Raw genomic sequence first — 19,362 nt, 5'->3', positions numbered from 1 at the left:
AGAACGGGCGGTGACGTGGGACGATGACAGCTCGCGGGGAGGTTGGCATGGGCACGGTGTTCCTTCGGCGGCTGAGCAGGTGGCAGGCCGAGACCGAACGGGAGGACGTCGGGGATCTGTTCACCGACGCGCTGCGGGACGAGCCGGGGGTGCGGGCGCCGGACCGGGAGGCGTTCATCCGGTGGTTCGTCGACCACGACGTGCAGCAGGACGGGTTCGACATGATCGTGGCGGGCGGCCCCGCCCTCGTGGGCTGCGCCTACGGGTTCCGCGCCGAACGCGGCGGCCGGTGGTGGGAGTCGTTCACGGAGGGCCAGGACGGCCTGCCGGCCGTGGCCGCCGCGCGCCAGGTGTTCGTCGTGACCGGGCCCGTGGTGGCTAAGGGGCGGCGGCGCCGGGAGATCGGGACGCGGCTGCACCGGGAGCTGCTGTCCCGCAACGGCACGCTCCCCCAACTCGCCCTGCTCCAGCCGGGCAATGCGCCCGCGCGGGCCGCGTTCCAGTCGTGGGGCTGGGGCAAGGCGGGCCAGTTGACCCCGCGGGACGCGGACGGCACGCCCGTGGAGGCGTGGACGCGCCTCCCGGCCTGACCTGCCGGGCCGGGGCGCACCGGGCCCCGGCCCGGCGGATCGCGGCGTTCCGGGGCGGCCGGCCGGCGCCCCTACAGCACCTTGGAGAGGAACGCGCGGGTGCGCGCGTGGCTCGGGTCCGTCAGCACGTCCCGCGGGTGCCCCGACTCCACGACCGCGCCCTCGTCCATGAACACCAGCGAGTCCCCGACCTCCCGCGCGAAACCCATCTCGTGCGTGACGACGATCATCGTCATCCCGTCCTCGGCCAGGCCGCGCATGACGTCGAGCACCTCGCCGACCAGCTCGGGGTCGAGCGCCGACGTGGGCTCGTCGAACAGCATCAGCTTGGGGTCCATCGCGAGCGCCCTCGCGATGGCGACGCGCTGCTGCTGCCCGCCGGACAGCTGCGCCGGGTAGTTCTCCATGCGGTCGGCCAGCCCCACCCGGCCGAGCAGTTCCTCCGCGCGCTCCCGGGCCCGGGCCCTGGACAGGCCCCTGACCTGGACGGGCGCCTCCATCACGTTCTCCGCCGCGGTCATGTGGGGGAAGAGGTTGAAGCGCTGGAACACCATGCCGATGTCCCGCCGCTGGGCCGCGACCTCGCGCTCACGCATCTCGTAGAGCCGGTCGCCCTTCTGCCGGTAGCCCACCAGGCCGCCGTCCACCCACAGGCGGCCGGCGTCGATCTTCTCCAGGTGGTTGATGCAGCGCAGGAAGGTCGACTTGCCCGAGCCGGACGGGCCGACGATGCACATCACCTCGCCCGGCTCGACCCGCAGGTCGATGCCGCGCAGCACCTCGACCGGGCCGAACGACTTGTGCACCCGCTCGGCCAGCACCATCGGGTGCCCGCTCGCGCCGCCCTCACCGGCACGGTCCCCGCCGGCGCCGTCCGCCGCGCCCCCGGCGCGGTCAGGCGTCCCGCTCATACCGTCGTCCCTCCCACCTGGCTCTTGGTCCTGAAGCTCGTCAGGTGCGCGCGCATCCGTTGCAGCGGCGTGGGCGGCAGGGCGCGGTCGGAGCCCTTCGCGTAGTGCCGTTCCAGGTAGTACTGGCCGATGCTGAACACGGTCGTCAGCATCAGGTACCAGACGGTCGCCACGACGAACAGCTCCATCACCAGGTTGCCGCGCGAGCCGACGATGTCGGCGGCCCAGAACAGGTCCTCGAACTGCACGACGGAGACCAGGGAGGACGTCTTCAGCATGTTGATGAACTCGTTGCCCGTCGGCGGGATGATCACGCGCATCGCCTGCGGCAGCACGATGCGGCGCGTCGTCTTCGCCTTGTTCATGCCGAGGGCCTGGGCGGCCTCCGTCTGCCCGTGGTCGACCGACAGGATGCCGGCGCGGGCGATCTCCGCCATGTAGGCGGCCTCGTTCAGACCGAGGCCGAGGAGGGCGGCGACGAAGGGCGTGATGATGTCGTTCGTCTCGTCCTTGTAGAACCCGAAGTTCATCGTGTCGAAGATGATCGACAGGTTGTACCAGAGGACGAGCTGGACGAGGACCGGCGTGCCGCGGAAGAACCAGATGTAGCCCCACGCGACGTTCGAGAGCACCGGATTGTCCGACAGCCGCATCACCGCGAGCAGCATGCCGAGCACGAGGCCGATCAGCATGGAGAGCACGGTGATCCACAGCGTGTTCGCCGCGCCCTCGACGATGCGGTCGTAGGTCAGGTACTCGCCGACGACCTCCCACCGGATGTCGGAGTTCACGAACGACCAGGCGAGCCAGGCCAGCAGCGCGCACACGACGAGCGCGCCGACCCAGCGGCCCCAGTGCCGCACGGGGATCGCGACGATGGCCTCCGGCGGAACGCTGTCCTGCCCCGGCTCGGGCCCGGGCTCCTTGGTGAGGTCGGGCACGTCGGTCACTCGCCGGCGTTGACGGTGGCCTCGTCGACGGCCCCGGCCTCGGCGTTCCATTCGGCCAGGACCTCGGCGTAGGTGCCGTCGTCGATGATCTGCTGGAGCGCGGCCTGGATGGCGTCCCGCAGCTCCGGCTGGTCGGCCGGCACGGCGATGCCGTAGGGCGCGGCGTCGATCTGCTCGCCGACGACCTCGAACGTGTCGCCGCCGCCGCCTTCCGCCTCGTTGTAGAGGGCCACCGGGTAGTCGGTGATCAGGACGTCGGCCCGGCCGCTCTGGAGCGCGGTGATCGATTCGGAGTCCACCGAGTTGATCACCGTGTCGATCGGCTCGTCGCAGGTTTCCGCCTGCTCAAGGAGAACCGCTTCGTTCGCGGTGCCCTGCTGGGCGGCCACGGAGAGGCCGCACAGGTCCTCCACGCTCTCGATGCCATCCGGGTTGCCCGCGGGCACCAGGAGGGCGGAGCCGGCCTGGAAGTAGTTGACGAAGTCGATGCCGCCTTCCTGGCGCTCCCTGGTGTCCGTCACGGCCGATATGACGACGTCGTGGCGGCCGCTGCTCAGGCCGACGAGCAGGCCATCGAAGGTGCCGTTCTCGAAGACGAAATCGACGCCGAGCACCTCGCCGAGTGCCGAGGCGATGGCCGGGTCGATGCCCGCGACCTCCTCGTTCTCGTCGTAGAACTCGATCGGCGGGTACGCGATGTCCGAGCCGACCCGGATCGTCCCCGCGTCCCTGATGGCCTGCGGCAGCAGGTCCGCCGGGGTGCCGTCCCCGCCCGGCTCCGCCGAGCCCTCGGCCGCGGTCTCCTCGCCGCTCCCCCCGCTCCCGCCGTCGTCGGTCTGGTCGCCGCAGGCGCTGAGCAGCAGCGCGCCGGTGGCGGCGAACGCGCCGATCGCGGCCAGGCGCAGACGGCGGGGGGCACTGGCGGTCATGGCGCGGTCCTCCTGGGGTGGCGGAAGGTCTCCGAGAAGCGGCACACGTCTTCGGGTGTCACGCGTCTGTGTGGTTTTTCGATGCAGGGCATCCTGCCACCGAAAACGCTCATCCGACCGCCCCGATTATCAAGATCAGGTAACGGCGGGGGGCCGCCACCGGCGCCGAACGCGGGCCGCGCGCGGGTGAACGCCCGAAGTCCGGGCAGCCACCGTCCGGTTACCGAACACTTCCCTCGCCGTTGGCCGCCATCCGGTAGAACGAATTGTTATCACCCCTCACCCGGGGACCGGGGCGCGTGTGCGAACGCGCCCGGCGCCCGCCGCGCACCGCGGCGGACGTGGTACCCGCGCGCCTCCCGACCGGGAGGCGGAACCAAACCCTCACCATGCGATGCGAAACGAAGGGGTCAATTCAGTGGCATCGGAGATTGTCAATCCGGGGAACGAGCTGGTGGACGCGGGGATCGACCCCGCGTTCGCGCTGCACCGCGGCGGCAAGATGGCGGTCGCCGCGACCGTTCCGCTGCGTGACACGGATGACCTGTCCCTCGCCTACACGCCGGGAGTCGCGCGCGTGTGCGACGCGATCGCCGAGCAGCCCGACCTGGTCCACGAGTACACGTGGAAGTCGCAGGTCGTCGCCGTCGTCACGGACGGCAGCGCGGTGCTCGGCCTCGGCGACATCGGCCCGGAGGCGTCCCTGCCCGTGATGGAGGGCAAGGCGATCCTCTTCAAGCAGTTCGGCGGCGTGGACGCCGTGCCGATCGCGCTCGACTGCCGCGACCCGGACGAACTCGTCGAGACGGTCGCCCGGCTGGCGCCGTCGTTCGGCGGCGTGAACCTGGAGGACATCTCGGCGCCGCGCTGCTTCGAGATCGAGCGCAAGCTCCAGGAGCGGCTGGACATCCCCGTCTTCCACGACGACCAGCACGGCACGGCCGTCGTCACGCTCGCCGCGCTGCGCAACGCCGCACGGCTGACCGGCCGGCTGCTCGGCGACCTGCGGGTGGTGATCTCGGGCGCCGGTGCGGCCGGCGTCGCCATCGCGAAGATCCTGCTCGGCGCCGGCGTCGGGGACGTCGTGGTCTGCGACCGCAAGGGCATCGTCGAACAGGGCCGCACGGACCTGACGGACGTCAAGCGCGAGCTCGCGGACCTGACCAACCGCGACGGCCTGACCGGCTCGCTCGCGGACGCGCTCGACGGCGCCGACGTGTTCGTCGGCGTGAGCGGCGGCACGGTGCCCGAGCCCGCGGTGGCGAAGATGGCGCCCGGCGCGTTCATCTTCGCCATGGCCAACCCGGACCCGGAGATCCACCCCGAGGTCGCCGCCCGGTACGCCTCCGTGGTGGCCACGGGCCGCAGCGACTACCCGAACCAGATCAACAACGTGCTCGCGTTCCCCGGCATCTTCTCCGGCGCGCTGTCGGTGCGCGCCACGCGGATCACCGAGGGCATGAAGCTGGCCGCCGCCGAGGCGCTCGCCGCCGTGGTCGCGGACGAGCTGACGCCGTCGCGGGTGATCCCCTCGCCGTTCGACGAACGCGTCGCCCCGGCCGTGGCCGCGGCCGTCGCCCAGGCGGCGCGCGATGAGGGCGTCGCCCGGGCGTAGCCCCACGCGGTCCTGGGCCCGGGCGCGCGCTTCACGCGCGCCCGGGCCCCGGGCCGTTCCGCCGCCGGCGGCCGGTCACCGCAGGGCGATGACCAGCGCGTCGGTCAGGGAACTCCACGCCGTGCGGGCCTCGGCGAAACCGGCCGCCCGCAGCGCCTCCGCGTGCCACCGGGCGTCCGGCACCGCGTCGTCGCCGTGATCGTTGCGCTCCTTCGTCGGCCTGCCGAAGAGCGCGAAGCGCTCGGCCGCCTGCCCGGCCAGCTCGGGCGTCGCGGCGACCGCGTCCCACCAGTCCACCCAGTCCCGCGCGCCCGCCGTCCGCGCCCGCTCCTGCCGCGCGACGCGCAGCGCGCGCTCGGCCGCGTTGATCCGGGGCGTCGACTCGTCCGGCATGTGGTCGGCGTTCAGGAACACGCCGCCCGGCCGCACCAGCTCCGCCAGGTGCCCGTACAGGGCGCGCAGCGGCTCCTCACGCAACCAGTGCAGCGCGGTGGCCGTGACGACGGCGTCGTAGGAGTCGTACGGCAGCGCGTCGCGCCAGTCGGGCGCGGAGAGGTCGGCGCGCACGAAGGCGACGCGGTCGTCCCCCGCGAAGGTGCCGCGCGCGATGGTGAGCAGGACCGGGTCGAGGTCGACGCCCGTGCTGACCGCGCCGGGGTACCGCTTCAGCAGGCGGGCGGTGATGCTGCCCGTGCCGCAGGCCAGGTCGAGCACGCGGGGCCGGTCCCCGGCGACCGCCTCCACCATGTCGAGCATGACGCGGAACCGCTCCTCGCGGTCCGGCAGGTACCACTCCTGCTGCCGGTCCCAACTCTCCTGCCAGCTCTGCCAGTCGGTCATGTCCGTGCCTCCGCGCACCACATCGGGTAAGGGTCGCCTATCGAGAACGCCACTTACTAGTACGCTGATGACCATAGCCCGCCCTCGTAAGGAACACCAGTGGAACTGACCTATTACTCGGACTTCGCCGTTCGGCTGGTCAACACCGAGGAGCCGCTGCGCGGCAGGGACACCCTGACCTCCGTCGACGCCGTACGCGCCCTGTTCGGCGCGTCCCAGCAGGCCGCCCGCCGGGCCGGCGAGGCCGACGTGACCCGGCTGCGCGGCGTGCGGGCGCGCCTGCGCGCCGTCTTCGCCGCCGCGGCCGAGGGGGACGAGGTGCGGGCCGTCGACCTGCTCAACGCCCTCCTCCTCGAATACCCGGCCAGCCCGCAGATCTCGGGCCACGACCACCTGGACGACGCGGGCCGCCCCCGCTGGCACCTGCACCTGGCCGAGCACCCGTCGAGCGCCACCGCGGGCTACGCGGCGACCGCGTGCATGGGGCTGGCGTTCCAGCTCACCGAACTCGGCGTGGACCGGCTCGGCGTCTGCGAGGCGGACCCCTGCCGCAACGCCTACCTCGACACGTCGACCAACCGCTCCAGGCGCTACTGCTCCGACCGCTGCGCCACCCGCGCCAACGTCGCGGCCTACCGGGCGCGCAAGCGCCGCGAACGCGCCCTCAGCGGGCGCACCGCCGAGGGCAGCGCGGCGAGCACCGCCACCGGCGAACCCTGACGCGGACGGCCCCGCCGGCCGGGCCTGACCACCCGGTGCGGGGGACGCAGCCGCAGCAGCGCCCTGGCCACGACGAGCCCGTCGGGCACCGGCCCGAACTCCCGGCTGTCGTTCACCACCTCGGGGTTGTCGCCGACCACCCACCAGCCGGCGCCGCGCCGGCCGACGGCCCGCTTGACGATCAGCAGGTCGTGCTGGAACGGGTGCCGCAGCACGATCACGTCCCCGGGCCGCACCGCGGCCCCGTAACCGAGCAGCAGCCGGTCCCCGGGCCGCAGCGTGGGCAGCATCGAGGGATTGCGGACCTCGGCGAGCCCCAGCCTCATCGCACTCCTTCGTCGCTCCCGCGGACATCGTCCGTCATCGGCCCCAGTCAAGCATTGGACTTTTGGCCTAAGCCGGGGCGCCCGCCCCGGGTCGGCCGAGAAAACCCGCCCTGCACGGAGTAATCTCGGCCGGGAGAAGACGATCACGAGGAAGGACAGCTTCATGCTCTCCCGCCTGTTTGCCCCGAAGGTCGAAGTCAGCGCCCACTGCGACCTCCCGTGCGGTGTCTACGACCCGGCCCAGGCCAGGATCGAGGCCGAGTCCGTGAAGGCCATCCAGGAGAAGTACCAGGCCAACGACGACCCGCACTACCGCGCCCGCGCCACGACCATCAAGGAGGAGCGGGCCGAGCTGGCGAAGCACCACGTCTCGGTGCTGTGGAGCGACTACTTCAAGCCGCCGCACTTCGAGAAGTACCCGGAGCTGCACCAGCTGGTCAACGACACCCTCAAGGCCCTCAGCGCCGCCAAGGGCTCGACCGACCCCGCCACGGGCCAGAAGGCCCTGGACTACATCGCCCAGATCGACAAGATCTTCTGGGAGACCAAGAAGGCCTGATCCCCGATCGGCCTTCCGGCCCGCGGTGTTCGACAAGCCGCAGGGCCGACCCCGCCGCCCGGTCCGCGACACGTCGTGTCGGCGGGCCGGGCGGCGGGCGTTGCGGGGCCGGGACCCGCCCGAAGCGGCGGGGGCTCGCCCCACCGCCGCTCCCGGCTCACGCGGGGTCCCGGGCGGGCGGGCCCTCCTCGTCGGCCACCGCGCCGCTCAGCTCCAGGACGCGGCGCTCGCGCAGGTCCTCCTCCGCGGTGTGCTCCACCCGGTTCATGGCCACGCGCAGCAGCGGCGGCGCCATGAGCGAGGTCAGCACGGCCACGAGCACGATGATGCTGTACATCTCGACGGTCAGCAGGCCGAGCCGGACCCCGATCATCGCGATGATCACCTCGATCACGCCGCGCGCGTTCATGCCCGCGCCCAGGGCCAGCGCCTCCCAGCGCGTGACGCGGCTGAAGAGGCCGCCGACGAACGCCCCGAGGAACTTGCCGGCCACGGCGACGCCGACCACGGCGAGCGCCCAGGCGGCGATCTCCGGGTCGCCGAGCGCCGTCAGGTCCATCCGCAGCCCCGCGGTGGCGAAGAACAGCGGCGCGAGCACCGTGACGACGGTGGTGTTCAGCGGTTCGAGCGAGCGCATGTCGATGCCGCGGTTCGCGCCGATGAGCACGCCGCAGAGGAACGCGCCGAAGACCGCCTCAAGTTCCAGCGCCTGCGTGCCCGCGGCCGAGAGCACCACGAGTACGACCGCCACGACCACGGGCATGCCGCGCACGCCGGAACGCAGCGCCGCGTTCATCGCCACCCGGACGATCAGCCGGCCGACGGTCAGCACGACCAGCATCACCAGGCCCAGGTGCCCGAGCGAGGTCAGGACGTCTCCCCCGGTGAGCCCGGCCGTGGTGGCCATGGCGGCGACCAGCGAGACCAGCACCCAGCCGACGGCGTCGTCGATGGTCCCGGCGACCAGGATCAACTGGCCGATGTTGCGGTGGATCAGCCCCATGTCGAGCAGCGTCCTGGCGATGACCGGGATGGCGCTGACGCACATCGCGACGCCCACGAAGCACGCGAAGACGAACGGGTCGGCGTCCTCGGCCCGCAGCCGGTCGGGCAGCGAGAGGCCGAGCCAGATGCCGAGGCCGAGCGGCAGCACCAGGCCCGCGACGCTCACCGCGGCGGCCCGTGAGCCCTGGCGCCGCACGAGTCCCAGGTCCACGTGCATACCGGTGAAGCCGACCAGCAGGATCACGCCCAGCTGGCCCAGGGCGTCGAGCAGGTGCATCTGGCCGGTCTCCTGCGGGAACAGCCACTCGCCGAGGCCGGGCGCGACGTTCGCCAGCAGGGAGGGGCCGAGCAGGACGCCCGCGGACAGCTCGCCGACGATGGGCGGCAGGCCGAACCGCTGGGCGAGCCGGCCCAGGAGGATCGCGGCGAGCAGCAGCACGCCTATTTGCAGGAGCAGCACCAGCAGTTCGTGGTGCGCGATGGGGACGACCACGGAGGCGGCCGACGGCATGGGAACTCCTTCCCGGAAGGGCATGACGGATAACCGCGGCCGCGAAAGGCGCGCGTACCGACGCGGGGAAGCCGCGGAAAGCCGTGGGGAAGCCGAGGGGGCGAGAAGAAGGGGCGGGAACCGAACAGGAAGCGCACGGCGGAGAAACGGCGGAAAGGGGTCCCGGATAGTCTCGCAGCCGACAAAAGCGCTGAGCAATCAAAGCCCGGTCGGTTCCGAGCGGAACGCGAGGGGGAAAGAAGCATTCCGTTCACCACCGGTCCCCCGGCGCGCCGTCGCGTCACGCCCGGCGGAAGGCGCGTGGAGGGGCGCGTCAGGACACGGCGCGCCGGTCGTCGTGCGCGGGCGCCGGAGGCACCACGCGCGCGCCGGTGGGAGGGTCGGTGCCCGGCCGGGGCAGCAGCGGGCCGGCCAGCATCGAGGTCACCAGCGCCATCACGACCATCATCGTGAAGATCCGCTCGTCCAGGATACCGAGGTCCATGCCCACTTTGAGGATGACGAGTTCGGTCAGTCCGCGCGTGTTCATCAGCACGGCGACCTGCCGCGTCTCGGCCCAGGAGCACCCGGAGAGCCGGGCGGGCACCCCCGCGCCGAGGAACTTGCCCGCGCACGCGACGGCGATGATCGCCAGCAGTTCGAGCGCCCCGGACGGTCCGAGCGCGCCCAGGTCGACCGAGAGCCCGGTGACGACGAAGAACACCGGGAGCAGCAGCCCGCCGGTCCGTTCCAGCGGCTCCCTCAGCCGCCGGCGCAGCACCTCGCGCGGCTCCCTCGGGGTGACGAGGCCGAACGCGAACGCGCCGAAGATGGCGTCCACCCCGATCCACGAGGTGGCCCAGCCGCTGAGCAGCAGCCCGGAGAACACCACCGTGAGCAGCGCGCCGCCCGACCGGCCGGGTCCGGCCGCGCCGCGCATCCAGCGGGCGAGGCACGGCCGCACCACGAAAACCAGCAGCCCCATGAACACCGCGAGTCCGGCCAGCATGCTCAGGAAGCCGCCGGGCCCGTCCGCCGTGACCACCGCCGTGACCACCGCGAGCACGGCCCACGCCAGCGCGTCGGCCACCGCGGCGCACGCGAGCACCAGGGTGCCGACCGGCGTGGACTGCATGCGGTGGTCCACCAGGATGCGGGCGAGCACGGGAAAGGCCGTGATCGCCAGCGCCGTGCCGAGGAACAGCAGGAACGACAGCCTCGGCACCGCCTCGCCGTTCACCTCGCTGTGCCGTGAGTAGAGCACCGCGGCCAGGCCGAACCCCATCGCGAACGGCACCGCCATGGAGGAGAGCGACACCGCGGCGACGGCACCGCGGCGCCTGCGCAGCGCGCCGCCCTCCATCTCCCAGCCGACCAGGAACATGAAGACCAGCAGCCCCACCTCCGCGATCGCGAGCAGGTGCTCGCGCGCCGCGTCCGGGAACAGCGTCTGCGGCAGGTCGCCGGGCAGCAGCCCGAGCAGACTGGGTCCGAGCGCGATGCCGGCCGCGATCTCGGCGATCACGACGGGCTGCCGCAGCCGGCGCAGCGGCCGGGCCAGCAGGGAACCGGCGATGAGCACGAGAGCCACATCGGCCATGACAATGGCGACCGGGAAATCCGATGAATGCGTCAACTGCACTCCAGCCAATCGCGGGAACCGGTTACCCGATCAACGCCATCGCGGGCACGGTCGTCACGTTTCCCCGCCCAACGCCTCGGCAACGATCGGCATTTCCCCGAAGAAGTTCAACCTCTTCTGGCTCGCGCGAAAAAGAGACCGCACGGTGATCGCATGTGATGCGCAGCGCGGGAGTTCAGGCGGGATCAGTGAGCCGGCCAGGGCGGCGGGCGCAGCCGCGACAAAGGTTCGGGCGGTACCCCGGGGTGGTGAAGGACGCCGAGCCGGCGCGTCGCGCGGGTGAGAGCCACGTAGAGGTCGTTCAGACCGCGCGGAACCCCGGCGGCGATGCCCGCGGGGTCGACGACGAGCACGCCGTCGAACTCCAGCCCCTTGGCCTGCCCGGGATCGAGCACGGCGATCCGGTCCCGGGGCCCGGCCGCCGCGACGGCCGCGGCGAGGGCCGGCCGCAGGGCCGCGGGACCGATGACCGCGATCCGCCCCTCGGACTCGCGCTCGCACGCGCGCCGGGCCAGCCGCGCCGCCGTCGGCACCAGCGCGTCCGCGGAGACGGCGAGCCGCCACGGCGCGCACCCGGCGGCGCGTACGGCCCGCGGCGGGCGCGCCGCCGGGTCGATGCGCCGCAGCACACCGGCGGCGACCTCCGCGACCTCGGCGGGCAGCCGGTAGTTGACGGTCAGCTCCGCCTGCCGGAAGCGGGTGCCGACCTGCGGGCCGAGGGCCTCGGCCCAGGAGCGGCCCGCGCCGCCGGCCGCCCCGGTCTGCGCGATGTCGCCGACGATCGTCATGGAACGGGAGGGGCAGCGGCGTGCCAGCACGCGCCACGCCATGGCGGACAGCTCCTGCGCCTCGTCGACCACAATGTGCCCGAACGTCCAGGTGCGGTCGGCCGCGGCCCGTTCCGCGGCGCCACGCGTGTCCTGCTCCGCCTGGCGCTCGGCCAGCCGCTCAGCGTCGAGCAGGTCGAACGCGGCCAGCTGTTCCGCCTCCTCGTCCTCGTCCGCGTCGGTCGTCCGGGAACCGCGGGCGATGGCGAGCGCCTCCCGCGCCAGCCGGACCTGCTCGGCACGCCAGGCGGCCTCCTCGGCCCGCGCCGCCCGGTGCGCCCGTTCGTCCTCACCGAGGAGTTCCGCGGCCTCGTCGAGCAGCGGCACGTCGGCGACCGACCAGCCCGCGCCGTCGGCGGGCCGCACCAGCCGCGCCCGGTCCGCCGCCGCCATGCCGCCGGCCGCCGCGGCCAGCCGCTCAGGCGAGGCGTACAGGTCCGCAAGCAGCCGCTGCGGCGTCAGCCGCGGCCACAGCCCCTCAAGCACGGCCGCCACCTCGGGGGACGCGGCCAGTCCCGCCCGGATTCCGCGCCGGTCCTCCGCGGTCAGGAGACTGCCGCCGGAGACGACGTCGCATCCGTACCGTCCGGCCGCGTCGCGGGCCAGGGCCGCGAGGGCGGCCCGCCTGAAGACCGGCGCCGCCTCGTTGTGCGGCAGTCCGGTCTCGCGCGCCAGAAGGCGCGCGCGCTCGCAGTCGGCGGGCCGCAGGCGCACGCTGCCGCCGTCGTACTCGATGTCGACGGGCGCCCCGGGCACGCGCTGCCGGTCGCGCACGGCGGCGGCCAGGACGCGCGCCATGTCCGCGCGCCCCTTCACCTCCGCCGTCCGCGGGTCCTCCGGGCGCCGGGCGCGCACGCCGGGGAACAACTCGCCGACGGTGGAGAGGAGAACACCCGTCTCGCCGAGCGACGGCAGGACCTCACCGATGTACCGGAGGAACCCCGCGGTCGGGCCGACGACGAGCACACCGCTGCGTGCGAGGCGTTCGCGCCACGTGTGCAGCAGGAACGCGGCCCGGTGCAGCGCGACCGCGGTCTTGCCGGTGCCGGGACCGCCCTGGACGACGAGCACGCCGGTGTGCGGCGACCGGATGATCTCGTCCTGCTCCCGCTGGATGGTCGCGACGATGTCGTTCATGCGCCCGGTCCTGGCCGCGGTGACGGCGGCGAGCAGGGCGGCGTCGGCGGCGGGGCCCGCCGGTCCTGTCAGGTCCTCGTCCATGACGCCGGCCACGCGCCGCCCGTCGAGCCTGATGTGCCGCCGGCGCGCGACGCCCTCCGGGGACCACGAAGTGGCGGCGTAGAACGGCCGGGCGGCCGGGGCCCGCCAGTCGATCAGCAACGGCTCGAAGTCGTCGTCGCGGATGCCGATGCGGCCGATGTACCGCCGTTCGCCATCGGCCATGTCCAGCCGGCCGAAGCACAGGCCGTTCTCCGCCGAGTCGAGCCGCGTCAGCCGACCGGCCAGTTCAGCCGCCGCGGCGTCCCGCTCCGTCCGCCCCTGGTGCCCGGGGCCTGCGGTCGCCATGACGCCGTCGAGCCGCGCCCTCGTCTCCGCGCGCAACGCGTCGAGACGCCCGTAGAGCCGGGACACGTACCGCTGTTCGGCGCCGGGCGCGGCGGCCCCCTCGTCATCGTCCAAGCCCTTTGACACGCGACTCCTCAATCCGGTACAATGAAATCGGGAAGCTCTTCGACCAGTTGGTCAATTCGAAGCTTCGAATCGAGCACTCTAGCGCGGACTTCACCCCACCGCATCGGGCGGCGGGGTTATTGCCGCGTGCGCACGCCGACCGGCGTCTAGGCTGCGGCCATGACCGACGCGACCCTCGCCGCCTCCACCATGCTCGCCTCCGCGGTGATCGTGCACGACCCGGGGAGCGACCGCGTCGCGCTGCTGCGCCGCGGCCCCGGCGCCCCGTTCGGCGGCGGCCTGTGGGACCTTCCGGTGGGCAAGTGCGACCCGGGCGAGCCGGTCACCGCCGCCGCCGTGCGCGAACTGGCCGAGGAGACAGGGCTGGTGGTCGACCCGGCCGACCTGCGCCTGGCCCACGTGGCCCACGGCAGGCGCGAGGCGGGGACGCGCGACGGCCTCCTCACGTTCCTCACGGTGGTCTTCCTCGCGAGGCGCTGGCACGGCACCCTGCGCAACGCCGAGCCGCACAAGCACGACGAGGCCCGCTGGATCCCCGTCGGCGAACTCCCCGCGAACAGCGTGGCCTCCGCCGACGGCGTCATCCGCGGCGCCCTGGCCGGCGACGTCGGCCTCGGCCTGCACGGCTGGGCCTGGGACCTGGGACCCGACCGGTCGGCGGCGCACGGCGCGCGCGGGGGCAGTACCATCGCGATCATCGCGGCACGCAAGCGCAACGTCGCGAAGAATTCAAGGAATTGGCGCCTCCCGCACGGCCACAGTACGCACCGGATGCATTACGATGAGTAATACAGCCGAGGTGACCGGAGGGTTGCACCGCATCCGCGCCGGGCGACAGCACGCCGTGGATCGCGGTAGCGTCGCAAGGCGCCCGGGCATCTCGGCACAGCCCGGGAGCGCTCAGTCAATATGAGTCTCTGTGGAGGTGAGGGTGTCCCCCATCCCAGGTGAGCCCGGAGCGCAGGACTTCGTGGAAGTCCGGCTGCCGGCGGCGGGTGCCTATCTGTCCGTGCTGCGGACGGCCACGGCCGGTCTCGCGGCCCGGCTGGATTTCACCCTGGACGAGATCGAGGACCTGCGCATCGCCGTCGACGAGGCGTGCGCGATCCTGCTTCAGCAGGCGATCCCCGGCAGCGTCCTCGAATGCGTCTTCACCCTGGTCGGTGACGCCCTGCGGGTCACGGTCTCGGCGCCCACCACGGAGGGCCACGCGCCGGAGCGGGACACCTTCGCCTGGACCGTGCTGACCGCGCTCGCGGGTGAGGTCGAATCGACCGTCGGAGAGGACAGGACGGTCAGCATCAGCCTGCACAAGAAGCGCGGCGCAGCCCCCGGAGCGCCGTGACCGGCGCGCAGGGGCCGCCACGGGATGAGGGGGCCGAGGTGAACGACGTGGAACAGGCCGCACCACCCCGCGGGGAGTCGGCCGGGGCCGCCATTCCGGAGCAGCCGGAGCCCGCCGGGGCACCGCCCCGGCGGGCCAGGCCCGACCCGCACGACCGGGGCGCGGCACGTGATCTCTTCATCCAGCTGCGGACCCTGCCCGACGGCTCGGCCGAGCGCGCCGAGCTGCGCAACAGCCTGGTGCGCATGCACCTGCCGCTCGTCGAGCACCTGGCACGCCGCTTCCGCAACCGCGGCGAGCCGCTGGACGACCTGACGCAGGTCGCGACCATCGGGCTGATCAAGTCGGTCGACCGGTTCGACCCGGAGCGCGGCGTGGAGTTCTCGACGTACGCCACGCCCACCGTGGTCGGCGAGATCAAGCGGCACTTCCGGGACAAGGGCTGGGCGGTCCGGGTGCCGCGGCGGCTCCAGGAGCTGCGGCTCTCCCTCAGCCAGGCCACCGCCGAGCTGTCCCAGCAGCACGGTCGCGCGCCGACCGTGCACGAGCTGGCGGAGCGCCTCGGCATCTCGGAGGAGGACGTGCTTGAGGGGCTTGAGTCGGCGAACGCCTACAGCACGCTGTCCCTCGACGTGCCGGACACCGACGACGAGTCGCCGGCCGTGGCCGACACCCTGGGCGCCGAGGACGACGCGCTCGAAGGCGTGGAGTACAGGGAGTCCCTCAAGCCGCTTCTCGAAGAGCTGCCGCCCCGCGAGAAGAAGATCCTGATGCTGCGCTTCTTCGGCAACATGACGCAGTCGCAGATCGCCCAGGAGGTCGGCATCTCGCAGATGCACGTCTCCCGGCTGCTGGCCCGCACCCTCGCCCAGCTGCGCGAGAAGCTGCTCGTGGAGGAGTGAGCGCGGGCGGGGGCCGCGGCCCGCCGGAGAACGCCGTCAGGCCGTCCGGCGCGGGCCGACCCCGAGTGCCGCGGTGGACGCGGGGTTGACCAGGCACAGGAACGCGGCGACCGCCGAGCCGCCGAGCGCGACGGCCGCGAGCGGCCACATGCCGCCGCTGCGGAACAGGGTCCAGGTGACCGGCACGGCGAGCAGCTGCGTCAGCACGGCCGGGCTGCGGCTCCAGCGGCGCAGCCGCCACAGCCCGTGCCCCGCCGCGAGGGGCAGCGCGGCCAGGGCCAGTACCGTCACGGCGCCGGTCAGCGCCTGGGTCCTGTCGTCCGGGTCGCCCGCGACGGCGAGCAGCAGCATCGCCGCGCCGAACGCCCCGACGGCCGCGCCCTGGAGCCCGCTCAGCACGGCCGCGATGGTGACCGTCCGCGGACGCCCGGTGACGGCGGGGCCGCTCTCCTCGGTGCTGTTCTCGCTCACCCCGCAAGGGTATAGCCCTCCGTGGCCTCCCCCACCGCCGTGGCCTGGGTACTCTGCCTTCCATGCGCGCACTTCTCGTGGTCAATCCCGTCGCCACCACCACCAGTGCGCGGACCCGTGACGTGCTCACGCACGCGCTCGCGAGCGACCTGAAGCTGGAGGTCGCCGCCACCGACTACCGCGGCCACGCGCGGGAGCTGGCCCGCGAGGCCGCCGAGCGCGGCTCGGCCGACGTGGTGATCGCGCTGGGCGGGGACGGCACGGTCAACGAGGTCGTCAACGGCCTGCTGCACCACGGCCCCGACACGGGGCACCTGCCGCGCCTCGCGGTGGTGCCGGGGGGTTCGACGAACGTGTTCGCGCGCGCCCTCGGCCTGCCCAACGACGCCGTCGAGGCCACCGGCGCGCTGCTCGACGCCCTGCACGCGGGCTCGGAACGCGCCGTCGGGCTCGGCCTGGCGACCGGCACGCCGGGCAGCGCGGACGAGCAAGTCCCGCGCCGCTGGTTCACGTTCAACGCCGGCCTCGGCTTCGACGCCGGGGTCGTGGGCCGGGTGGAGTCCCAGCGGGAACGCGGCAAGCGGTCCACGCACGCGCTGTACGTGCGGCAGGCGCTGCGGCAGTTCCTCGGCGACCCGCACCGCACGCACGGCTCGATCGAGCTGCTGCGCGCGGGCCACGAGCCCGTGGCCGGCCTGGCGCTCGCCATAGTCTGCAACACGGCGCCCTGGACGTTCCTGGGCAACCGGCCGATGTACGCGGCGCCGCGCGCCTCGTTCGACACCGGCCTCGACCTGCTCGGACTCACCCGGCTCTCCTCGGCCGCGGTGACGCGGTACGCGACCCAGCTGCTGCGCAGCTCGCCCGAGCGCGGGCCGCGCGGCAAGCATGTGGTGGCCCTGCACGACGAAGCGGACTTCACCTTGCAATCGCAGGCTCCACAGCCGTTTCAGCTTGATGGTGACCACCTCGGGCTGCGTACGAGTGTGACCTTCACAGGCGTACACCGTGCACTGCGTGTGATTGTGTGAGCGGAATCCCGCAAACTCCTTCCAGTCGAACGTTTAGTGCAGGCTCCACCCGAGGGAAGTAGGGCTGTGAGCTAGGCGACACCAAGGATTCAAAAAAAACTTTCCGGAGGGGGTTGTATCCGCGCCCCAGGTTTGCGAGTCTCTACATGGCGATCGGGACGGCCGGGACAGACTTCGGCCCCCTTGAGAGCCCGAATCCCCCCAGACCCTGCGGGTTCCGCAGCGAAGGTCCTCACAGAAGATGCCTGCGCGACGACCCGTTCTTTGTCTGGGGATTCGTGAAAGCGTTCACATTCACAAGCAATGTAACTGCAACGTGCAGGAGATGGAGCAGACATGGACTGGCGTCACAACGCCGTTTGCCGCGAGGAGGACCCCGAGCTGTTCTTCCCCATCGGCAACACCGGTCCCGCGCTGCTGCAGATCGAGGAAGCCAAGGCCGTCTGCCGCCGCTGCCCCGTCATGGAGCAGTGTTTGCAGTGGGCTCTGGAGTCCGGGCAGGACTCCGGTGTCTGGGGCGGAATGAGCGAGGACGAGCGCCGTGCCATGAAGCGCCGCGCCGCTCGCAACCGGGCCCGCAAGGCCAGCGCCTGACCGTTCAGGGCGTGCCCTGGGACCACCGTCACCCGCTGCCCCGAGCCGCAGCATGCGCGACACCCCACCGGGTGCCCGCCGCGACCAACGCCGAGGCCCGGACCGCGACACCACGTCACGCGGTCCGGGCCTCGGCGTTCGTGTGCGCGGCGTTCACGTGCGTGCGGCCGGGCGCGAACGCCGCGCGCGCCGGCGCGCAGAGCGCGTCACCCGCGCCCGGCCACCGGAGTTCAGCGCCTGGACCCGTGCCGGTCGAGCGGCAGGTCGAGTGCCACGCGGGTGCCGCCGCCCGGCGCCGGCGCCATGTCGAAGACGCCGCCCAACTCGCCCTCCACGAGCGTCCGCACGATCTGGAGGCCGAGGTTGCCGTCGCTGCGCGGGTTGAACGTCCCGGGCAGGCCGCGCCCGTCGTCCCGCACGGAGACCAGTAGCCGCCCGGCGCCGTGGGCGGTGCTCGTGCGGGTCGCGTTGACCTCGATCGCACCGCGCTCCCCCGCGGGGAAGGCGTGTTCAAGTGCGTTCTGGAGAATCTCGGTCAGCACCATGGACAGCGGGGTGGCGGTCTCGGCGTCCAGGATGCCGAACCGCCCGGTGCGGCGGCCGGTGACCCGGCCGTCCGGCGAGAGTTCGGCGACCATCGTGATCACCCGGTCCGCGATCTCGTCGAACTCCACGCGCTCGTCCAGGTTCTGGGACAGCGTCTCGTGCACGATGGCGATCGACCCGACCCGCCGGACCGCCTCGTCGAGGGCGGCCCGCGCGCTGCTGTCACCGGCGGCGCCGATGCGGCGGGACTGGAGCCGCAGCAGCGCGGCCACCGTCTGGAGGTTGTTCTTCACCCGGTGGTGGATCTCGCGGATGGTGGCATCCTTGGTCATCAACTCGCGCTCGCGGCGGCGCAGTTCGGTGACGTCGCGGAGCAGTATGAGCGAGCCGATGCGCTCCCCCTTCGGCTTGAGCGGGATGGCGCGCAGCTGGATGACGCAGTCGTTGCCCTCGATCTCCGCCTCGCGCGGCGCCCAGCCGCTGGCGAGCTTGACCAGCGACTCGTCCACCGGTCCCCTGGTGGGGGCGAGTTCGGCCGTGGTGGGGCCGAGCGGCAGGCCCACGAGGTCGGCCGCCAGGCCGAGCCGGTGGTAGGCGGAGAGCGCGTTCGGGCTGGCGTACTGCACGATCCCCTCGGCGTCGAGCCGGATGAAGCCGTCGCCCACGCGCGGCGCCCGGTCCATGCCGACCTGCTGGCCCGGGAACGGGAACGCCCCGCCGGCGATCATCTGCGCGAGGTCGGATGCGCTCTGGAGGTAGGTCAGCTCCAGGCGGCTCGGGGTGCGCACGGTGAGCAGGTTGGTGTTGCGGGCGATCACGCCGAGGACCCGGCCCTCGCGGCGCACGGGGATGGACTCCACCCGCACCGGCACCTCCTCGCGCCACTCCGGGTCGCCCTCGCGCACGATCCTGCCCTCGTCGAGGGCGACGTCGAGGAGCGGGCGCCGGCCGCGCGGCACGAGGTGGCCGACCATGTCGTCCTGGTAGGAGGTGGGGCCCGTGTTGGGCCGCATCTGCGCGACGGAGACGTAGCGGGTGCCGTCGCTCGTGGGCAGCCACAGGACGAGGTCCGCGAAGGACAGGTCGGACAGCAGCTGCCACTCGGACACCAGCAGGTGCAGCCAGTCCAGGTCGTCGTCGGACAGGTCGGTGTGCTGGCGGACCAGGTCGTTCATGGAGGGCACACCGGCGAGCTTACCGGCGTGCGCGGCCGGAGCACCGGGGTGCGCCGTGCGCCCCTCGCGGGGCGGGAGCGCGACCCGGAGCAGTCGGACAAATGCTTTCAGAGCATGGACACACGCCCCCGACGCGGTTCAGAATGGGGCACGACGCCGCACTTCTGTCCTCCCCGCACAGGAGGGCAGAGCGAGGCCACGGACGCTATCTGCCCTGACGGCGCCCGGGGCCCGCATCGCT

Annotated in this window: 19 protein-coding genes; 9 read left to right on the top strand and 10 right to left on the bottom strand. The window is 72.8% G+C overall.

Features of this window, described 5'->3' with window-relative positions; translation table 11 throughout:
• The first annotated feature begins 47 nt into the window (after positions 1–47).
• Complete coding sequence (locus LC193_RS21735) at positions 48–590, top strand: hypothetical protein (RefSeq protein WP_226076692.1); 543 nt, start codon at positions 48–50, stop codon at positions 588–590.
• 71 nt (positions 591–661) lie between these two features.
• On the opposite strand, the gene LC193_RS21730 is transcribed toward LC193_RS21735, so the two are convergent.
• From LC193_RS21730 to LC193_RS21720, 3 genes are all read right to left on the bottom strand, one after another.
• On the bottom strand, positions 662–1,414 hold the full coding sequence (locus LC193_RS21730; RefSeq protein WP_226078846.1) for an amino acid ABC transporter ATP-binding protein: 753 nt from the start codon (positions 1,412–1,414) through the stop codon (positions 662–664).
• Between the two features lie 83 nt (positions 1,415–1,497).
• On the bottom strand, positions 1,498–2,451 hold the full coding sequence (locus LC193_RS21725; RefSeq protein ID WP_404819470.1) for an amino acid ABC transporter permease: 954 nt from the start codon (positions 2,449–2,451) through the stop codon (positions 1,498–1,500).
• On the bottom strand, positions 2,448–3,380 hold the full coding sequence (locus tag LC193_RS21720) for an ABC transporter substrate-binding protein (RefSeq protein WP_226076689.1): 933 nt from the start codon (positions 3,378–3,380) through the stop codon (positions 2,448–2,450). Before LC193_RS21720 ends, LC193_RS21725 begins: the two co-directional genes overlap by 4 nt.
• A 418-nt stretch (positions 3,381–3,798) precedes the next feature.
• Here LC193_RS21720 and LC193_RS21715 point away from each other — a divergent pair, with 418 nt between their 5' ends.
• Positions 3,799–4,995 carry an NAD(P)-dependent malic enzyme gene (locus tag LC193_RS21715; protein ID WP_226076688.1) on the top strand — a complete coding sequence of 399 codons (1,197 nt, stop codon included), beginning with the start codon at positions 3,799–3,801 and terminating at the stop codon, positions 4,993–4,995.
• 75 nt (positions 4,996–5,070) lie between these two features.
• On the opposite strand, the gene LC193_RS21710 is transcribed toward LC193_RS21715, so the two are convergent.
• Entirely contained in the window at positions 5,071–5,835 is a 765-nt protein-coding gene (locus LC193_RS21710; protein ID WP_226076687.1) for a class I SAM-dependent methyltransferase, read from the bottom strand.
• 99 nt (positions 5,836–5,934) lie between these two features.
• Here LC193_RS21710 and LC193_RS21705 point away from each other — a divergent pair, with 99 nt between their 5' ends.
• Positions 5,935–6,555, top strand: a complete 621-nt coding sequence (locus LC193_RS21705) for a CGNR zinc finger domain-containing protein (protein ID WP_226076686.1) — start codon at positions 5,935–5,937, stop codon at positions 6,553–6,555.
• Here LC193_RS21705 and sodX read toward each other — a convergent pair.
• A complete protein-coding gene (sodX, locus tag LC193_RS21700) occupies positions 6,468–6,881 on the bottom strand; it encodes a nickel-type superoxide dismutase maturation protease (protein ID WP_086158104.1) in 414 nt (137 codons plus the stop codon). The genes LC193_RS21705 and sodX overlap by 88 nt on opposite strands.
• Before the next feature lie 163 nt (positions 6,882–7,044).
• On the opposite strand from sodX, the gene sodN reads away from it, so the two are divergent.
• Complete coding sequence (gene sodN / locus LC193_RS21695; protein ID WP_086158105.1) at positions 7,045–7,440, top strand: superoxide dismutase, Ni; 396 nt, start codon at positions 7,045–7,047, stop codon at positions 7,438–7,440.
• A gap of 157 nt (positions 7,441–7,597) precedes the next feature.
• Here the strand turns inward: sodN and LC193_RS21690 are convergent, their stop codons facing one another.
• The 3 genes from LC193_RS21690 to LC193_RS21680 form a co-directional block, all read right to left on the bottom strand.
• Positions 7,598–8,956, bottom strand: coding sequence for a cation:proton antiporter (locus tag LC193_RS21690; protein WP_226076685.1), 1,359 nt, complete (start codon positions 8,954–8,956; stop codon positions 7,598–7,600).
• 313 nt (positions 8,957–9,269) lie between these two features.
• Positions 9,270–10,535, bottom strand: a complete 1,266-nt coding sequence (locus LC193_RS21685; protein WP_226076682.1) for a cation:proton antiporter domain-containing protein — start codon at positions 10,533–10,535, stop codon at positions 9,270–9,272.
• A 227-nt stretch (positions 10,536–10,762) separates the two neighbouring features.
• Positions 10,763–13,057: a HelD family protein gene (locus tag LC193_RS21680; RefSeq protein WP_226076680.1), complete on the bottom strand. Its 2,295-nt coding sequence runs from the start codon at positions 13,055–13,057 to the stop codon at positions 10,763–10,765.
• A 159-nt stretch (positions 13,058–13,216) separates the two neighbouring features.
• Between LC193_RS21680 and LC193_RS21675 the strand changes: the two genes are divergently transcribed.
• The 3 genes from LC193_RS21675 to LC193_RS21665 all read left to right on the top strand — a co-directional run bounded on the left by LC193_RS21675 (position 13,217) and on the right by LC193_RS21665 (position 15,304).
• Positions 13,217–13,846 (top strand): NUDIX domain-containing protein, encoded by a 630-nt coding sequence (locus LC193_RS21675; protein WP_226076678.1) that lies wholly within the window; start codon positions 13,217–13,219, stop codon positions 13,844–13,846.
• Positions 13,847–13,988: 142 nt separating this feature from the next.
• Positions 13,989–14,402 (top strand): ATP-binding protein, encoded by a 414-nt coding sequence (locus LC193_RS21670; protein ID WP_086158109.1) that lies wholly within the window; start codon positions 13,989–13,991, stop codon positions 14,400–14,402.
• A complete protein-coding gene (locus LC193_RS21665; protein ID WP_404819553.1) occupies positions 14,327–15,304 on the top strand; it encodes an RNA polymerase sigma factor SigF in 978 nt (325 codons plus the stop codon). The genes LC193_RS21670 and LC193_RS21665 overlap by 76 nt, the downstream gene beginning before the upstream one ends.
• Positions 15,305–15,340: 36 nt before the next feature.
• Here LC193_RS21665 and LC193_RS21660 read toward each other — a convergent pair whose 3' ends face one another.
• The gene (locus LC193_RS21660; RefSeq protein WP_226076673.1) at positions 15,341–15,775 is read right to left on the bottom strand and encodes a hypothetical protein; all 435 of its coding nucleotides are present in this window, start codon (positions 15,773–15,775) and stop codon (positions 15,341–15,343) included.
• A 62-nt stretch (positions 15,776–15,837) separates the two neighbouring features.
• Here LC193_RS21660 and LC193_RS21655 point away from each other — a divergent pair, with 62 nt between their 5' ends.
• Both LC193_RS21655 and LC193_RS21650 read left to right on the top strand, forming a co-directional pair.
• Positions 15,838–16,806 (top strand): diacylglycerol/lipid kinase family protein, encoded by a 969-nt coding sequence (locus LC193_RS21655; RefSeq protein ID WP_226076669.1) that lies wholly within the window; start codon positions 15,838–15,840, stop codon positions 16,804–16,806.
• A 336-nt stretch (positions 16,807–17,142) separates the two neighbouring features.
• Entirely contained in the window at positions 17,143–17,400 is a 258-nt protein-coding gene (locus LC193_RS21650; RefSeq protein WP_086158113.1) for a WhiB family transcriptional regulator, read from the top strand.
• A 230-nt stretch (positions 17,401–17,630) separates the two neighbouring features.
• On the opposite strand, the gene LC193_RS21645 is transcribed toward LC193_RS21650, so the two are convergent.
• Positions 17,631–19,121 carry a sensor histidine kinase gene (locus LC193_RS21645; protein WP_226078844.1) on the bottom strand — a complete coding sequence of 497 codons (1,491 nt, stop codon included), beginning with the start codon at positions 19,119–19,121 and terminating at the stop codon, positions 17,631–17,633.
• Positions 19,122–19,362 lie beyond the last annotated feature (241 nt).

It is taken from the genome of Streptomyces marincola (assembly GCF_020410765.1).
Lineage (GTDB): Bacteria > Actinomycetota > Actinomycetes > Streptomycetales > Streptomycetaceae > Streptomyces > Streptomyces marincola.
Note: the sequence above shows the minus strand (reverse complement) of the source record. Positions and strands in the feature narration are given on the sequence as shown.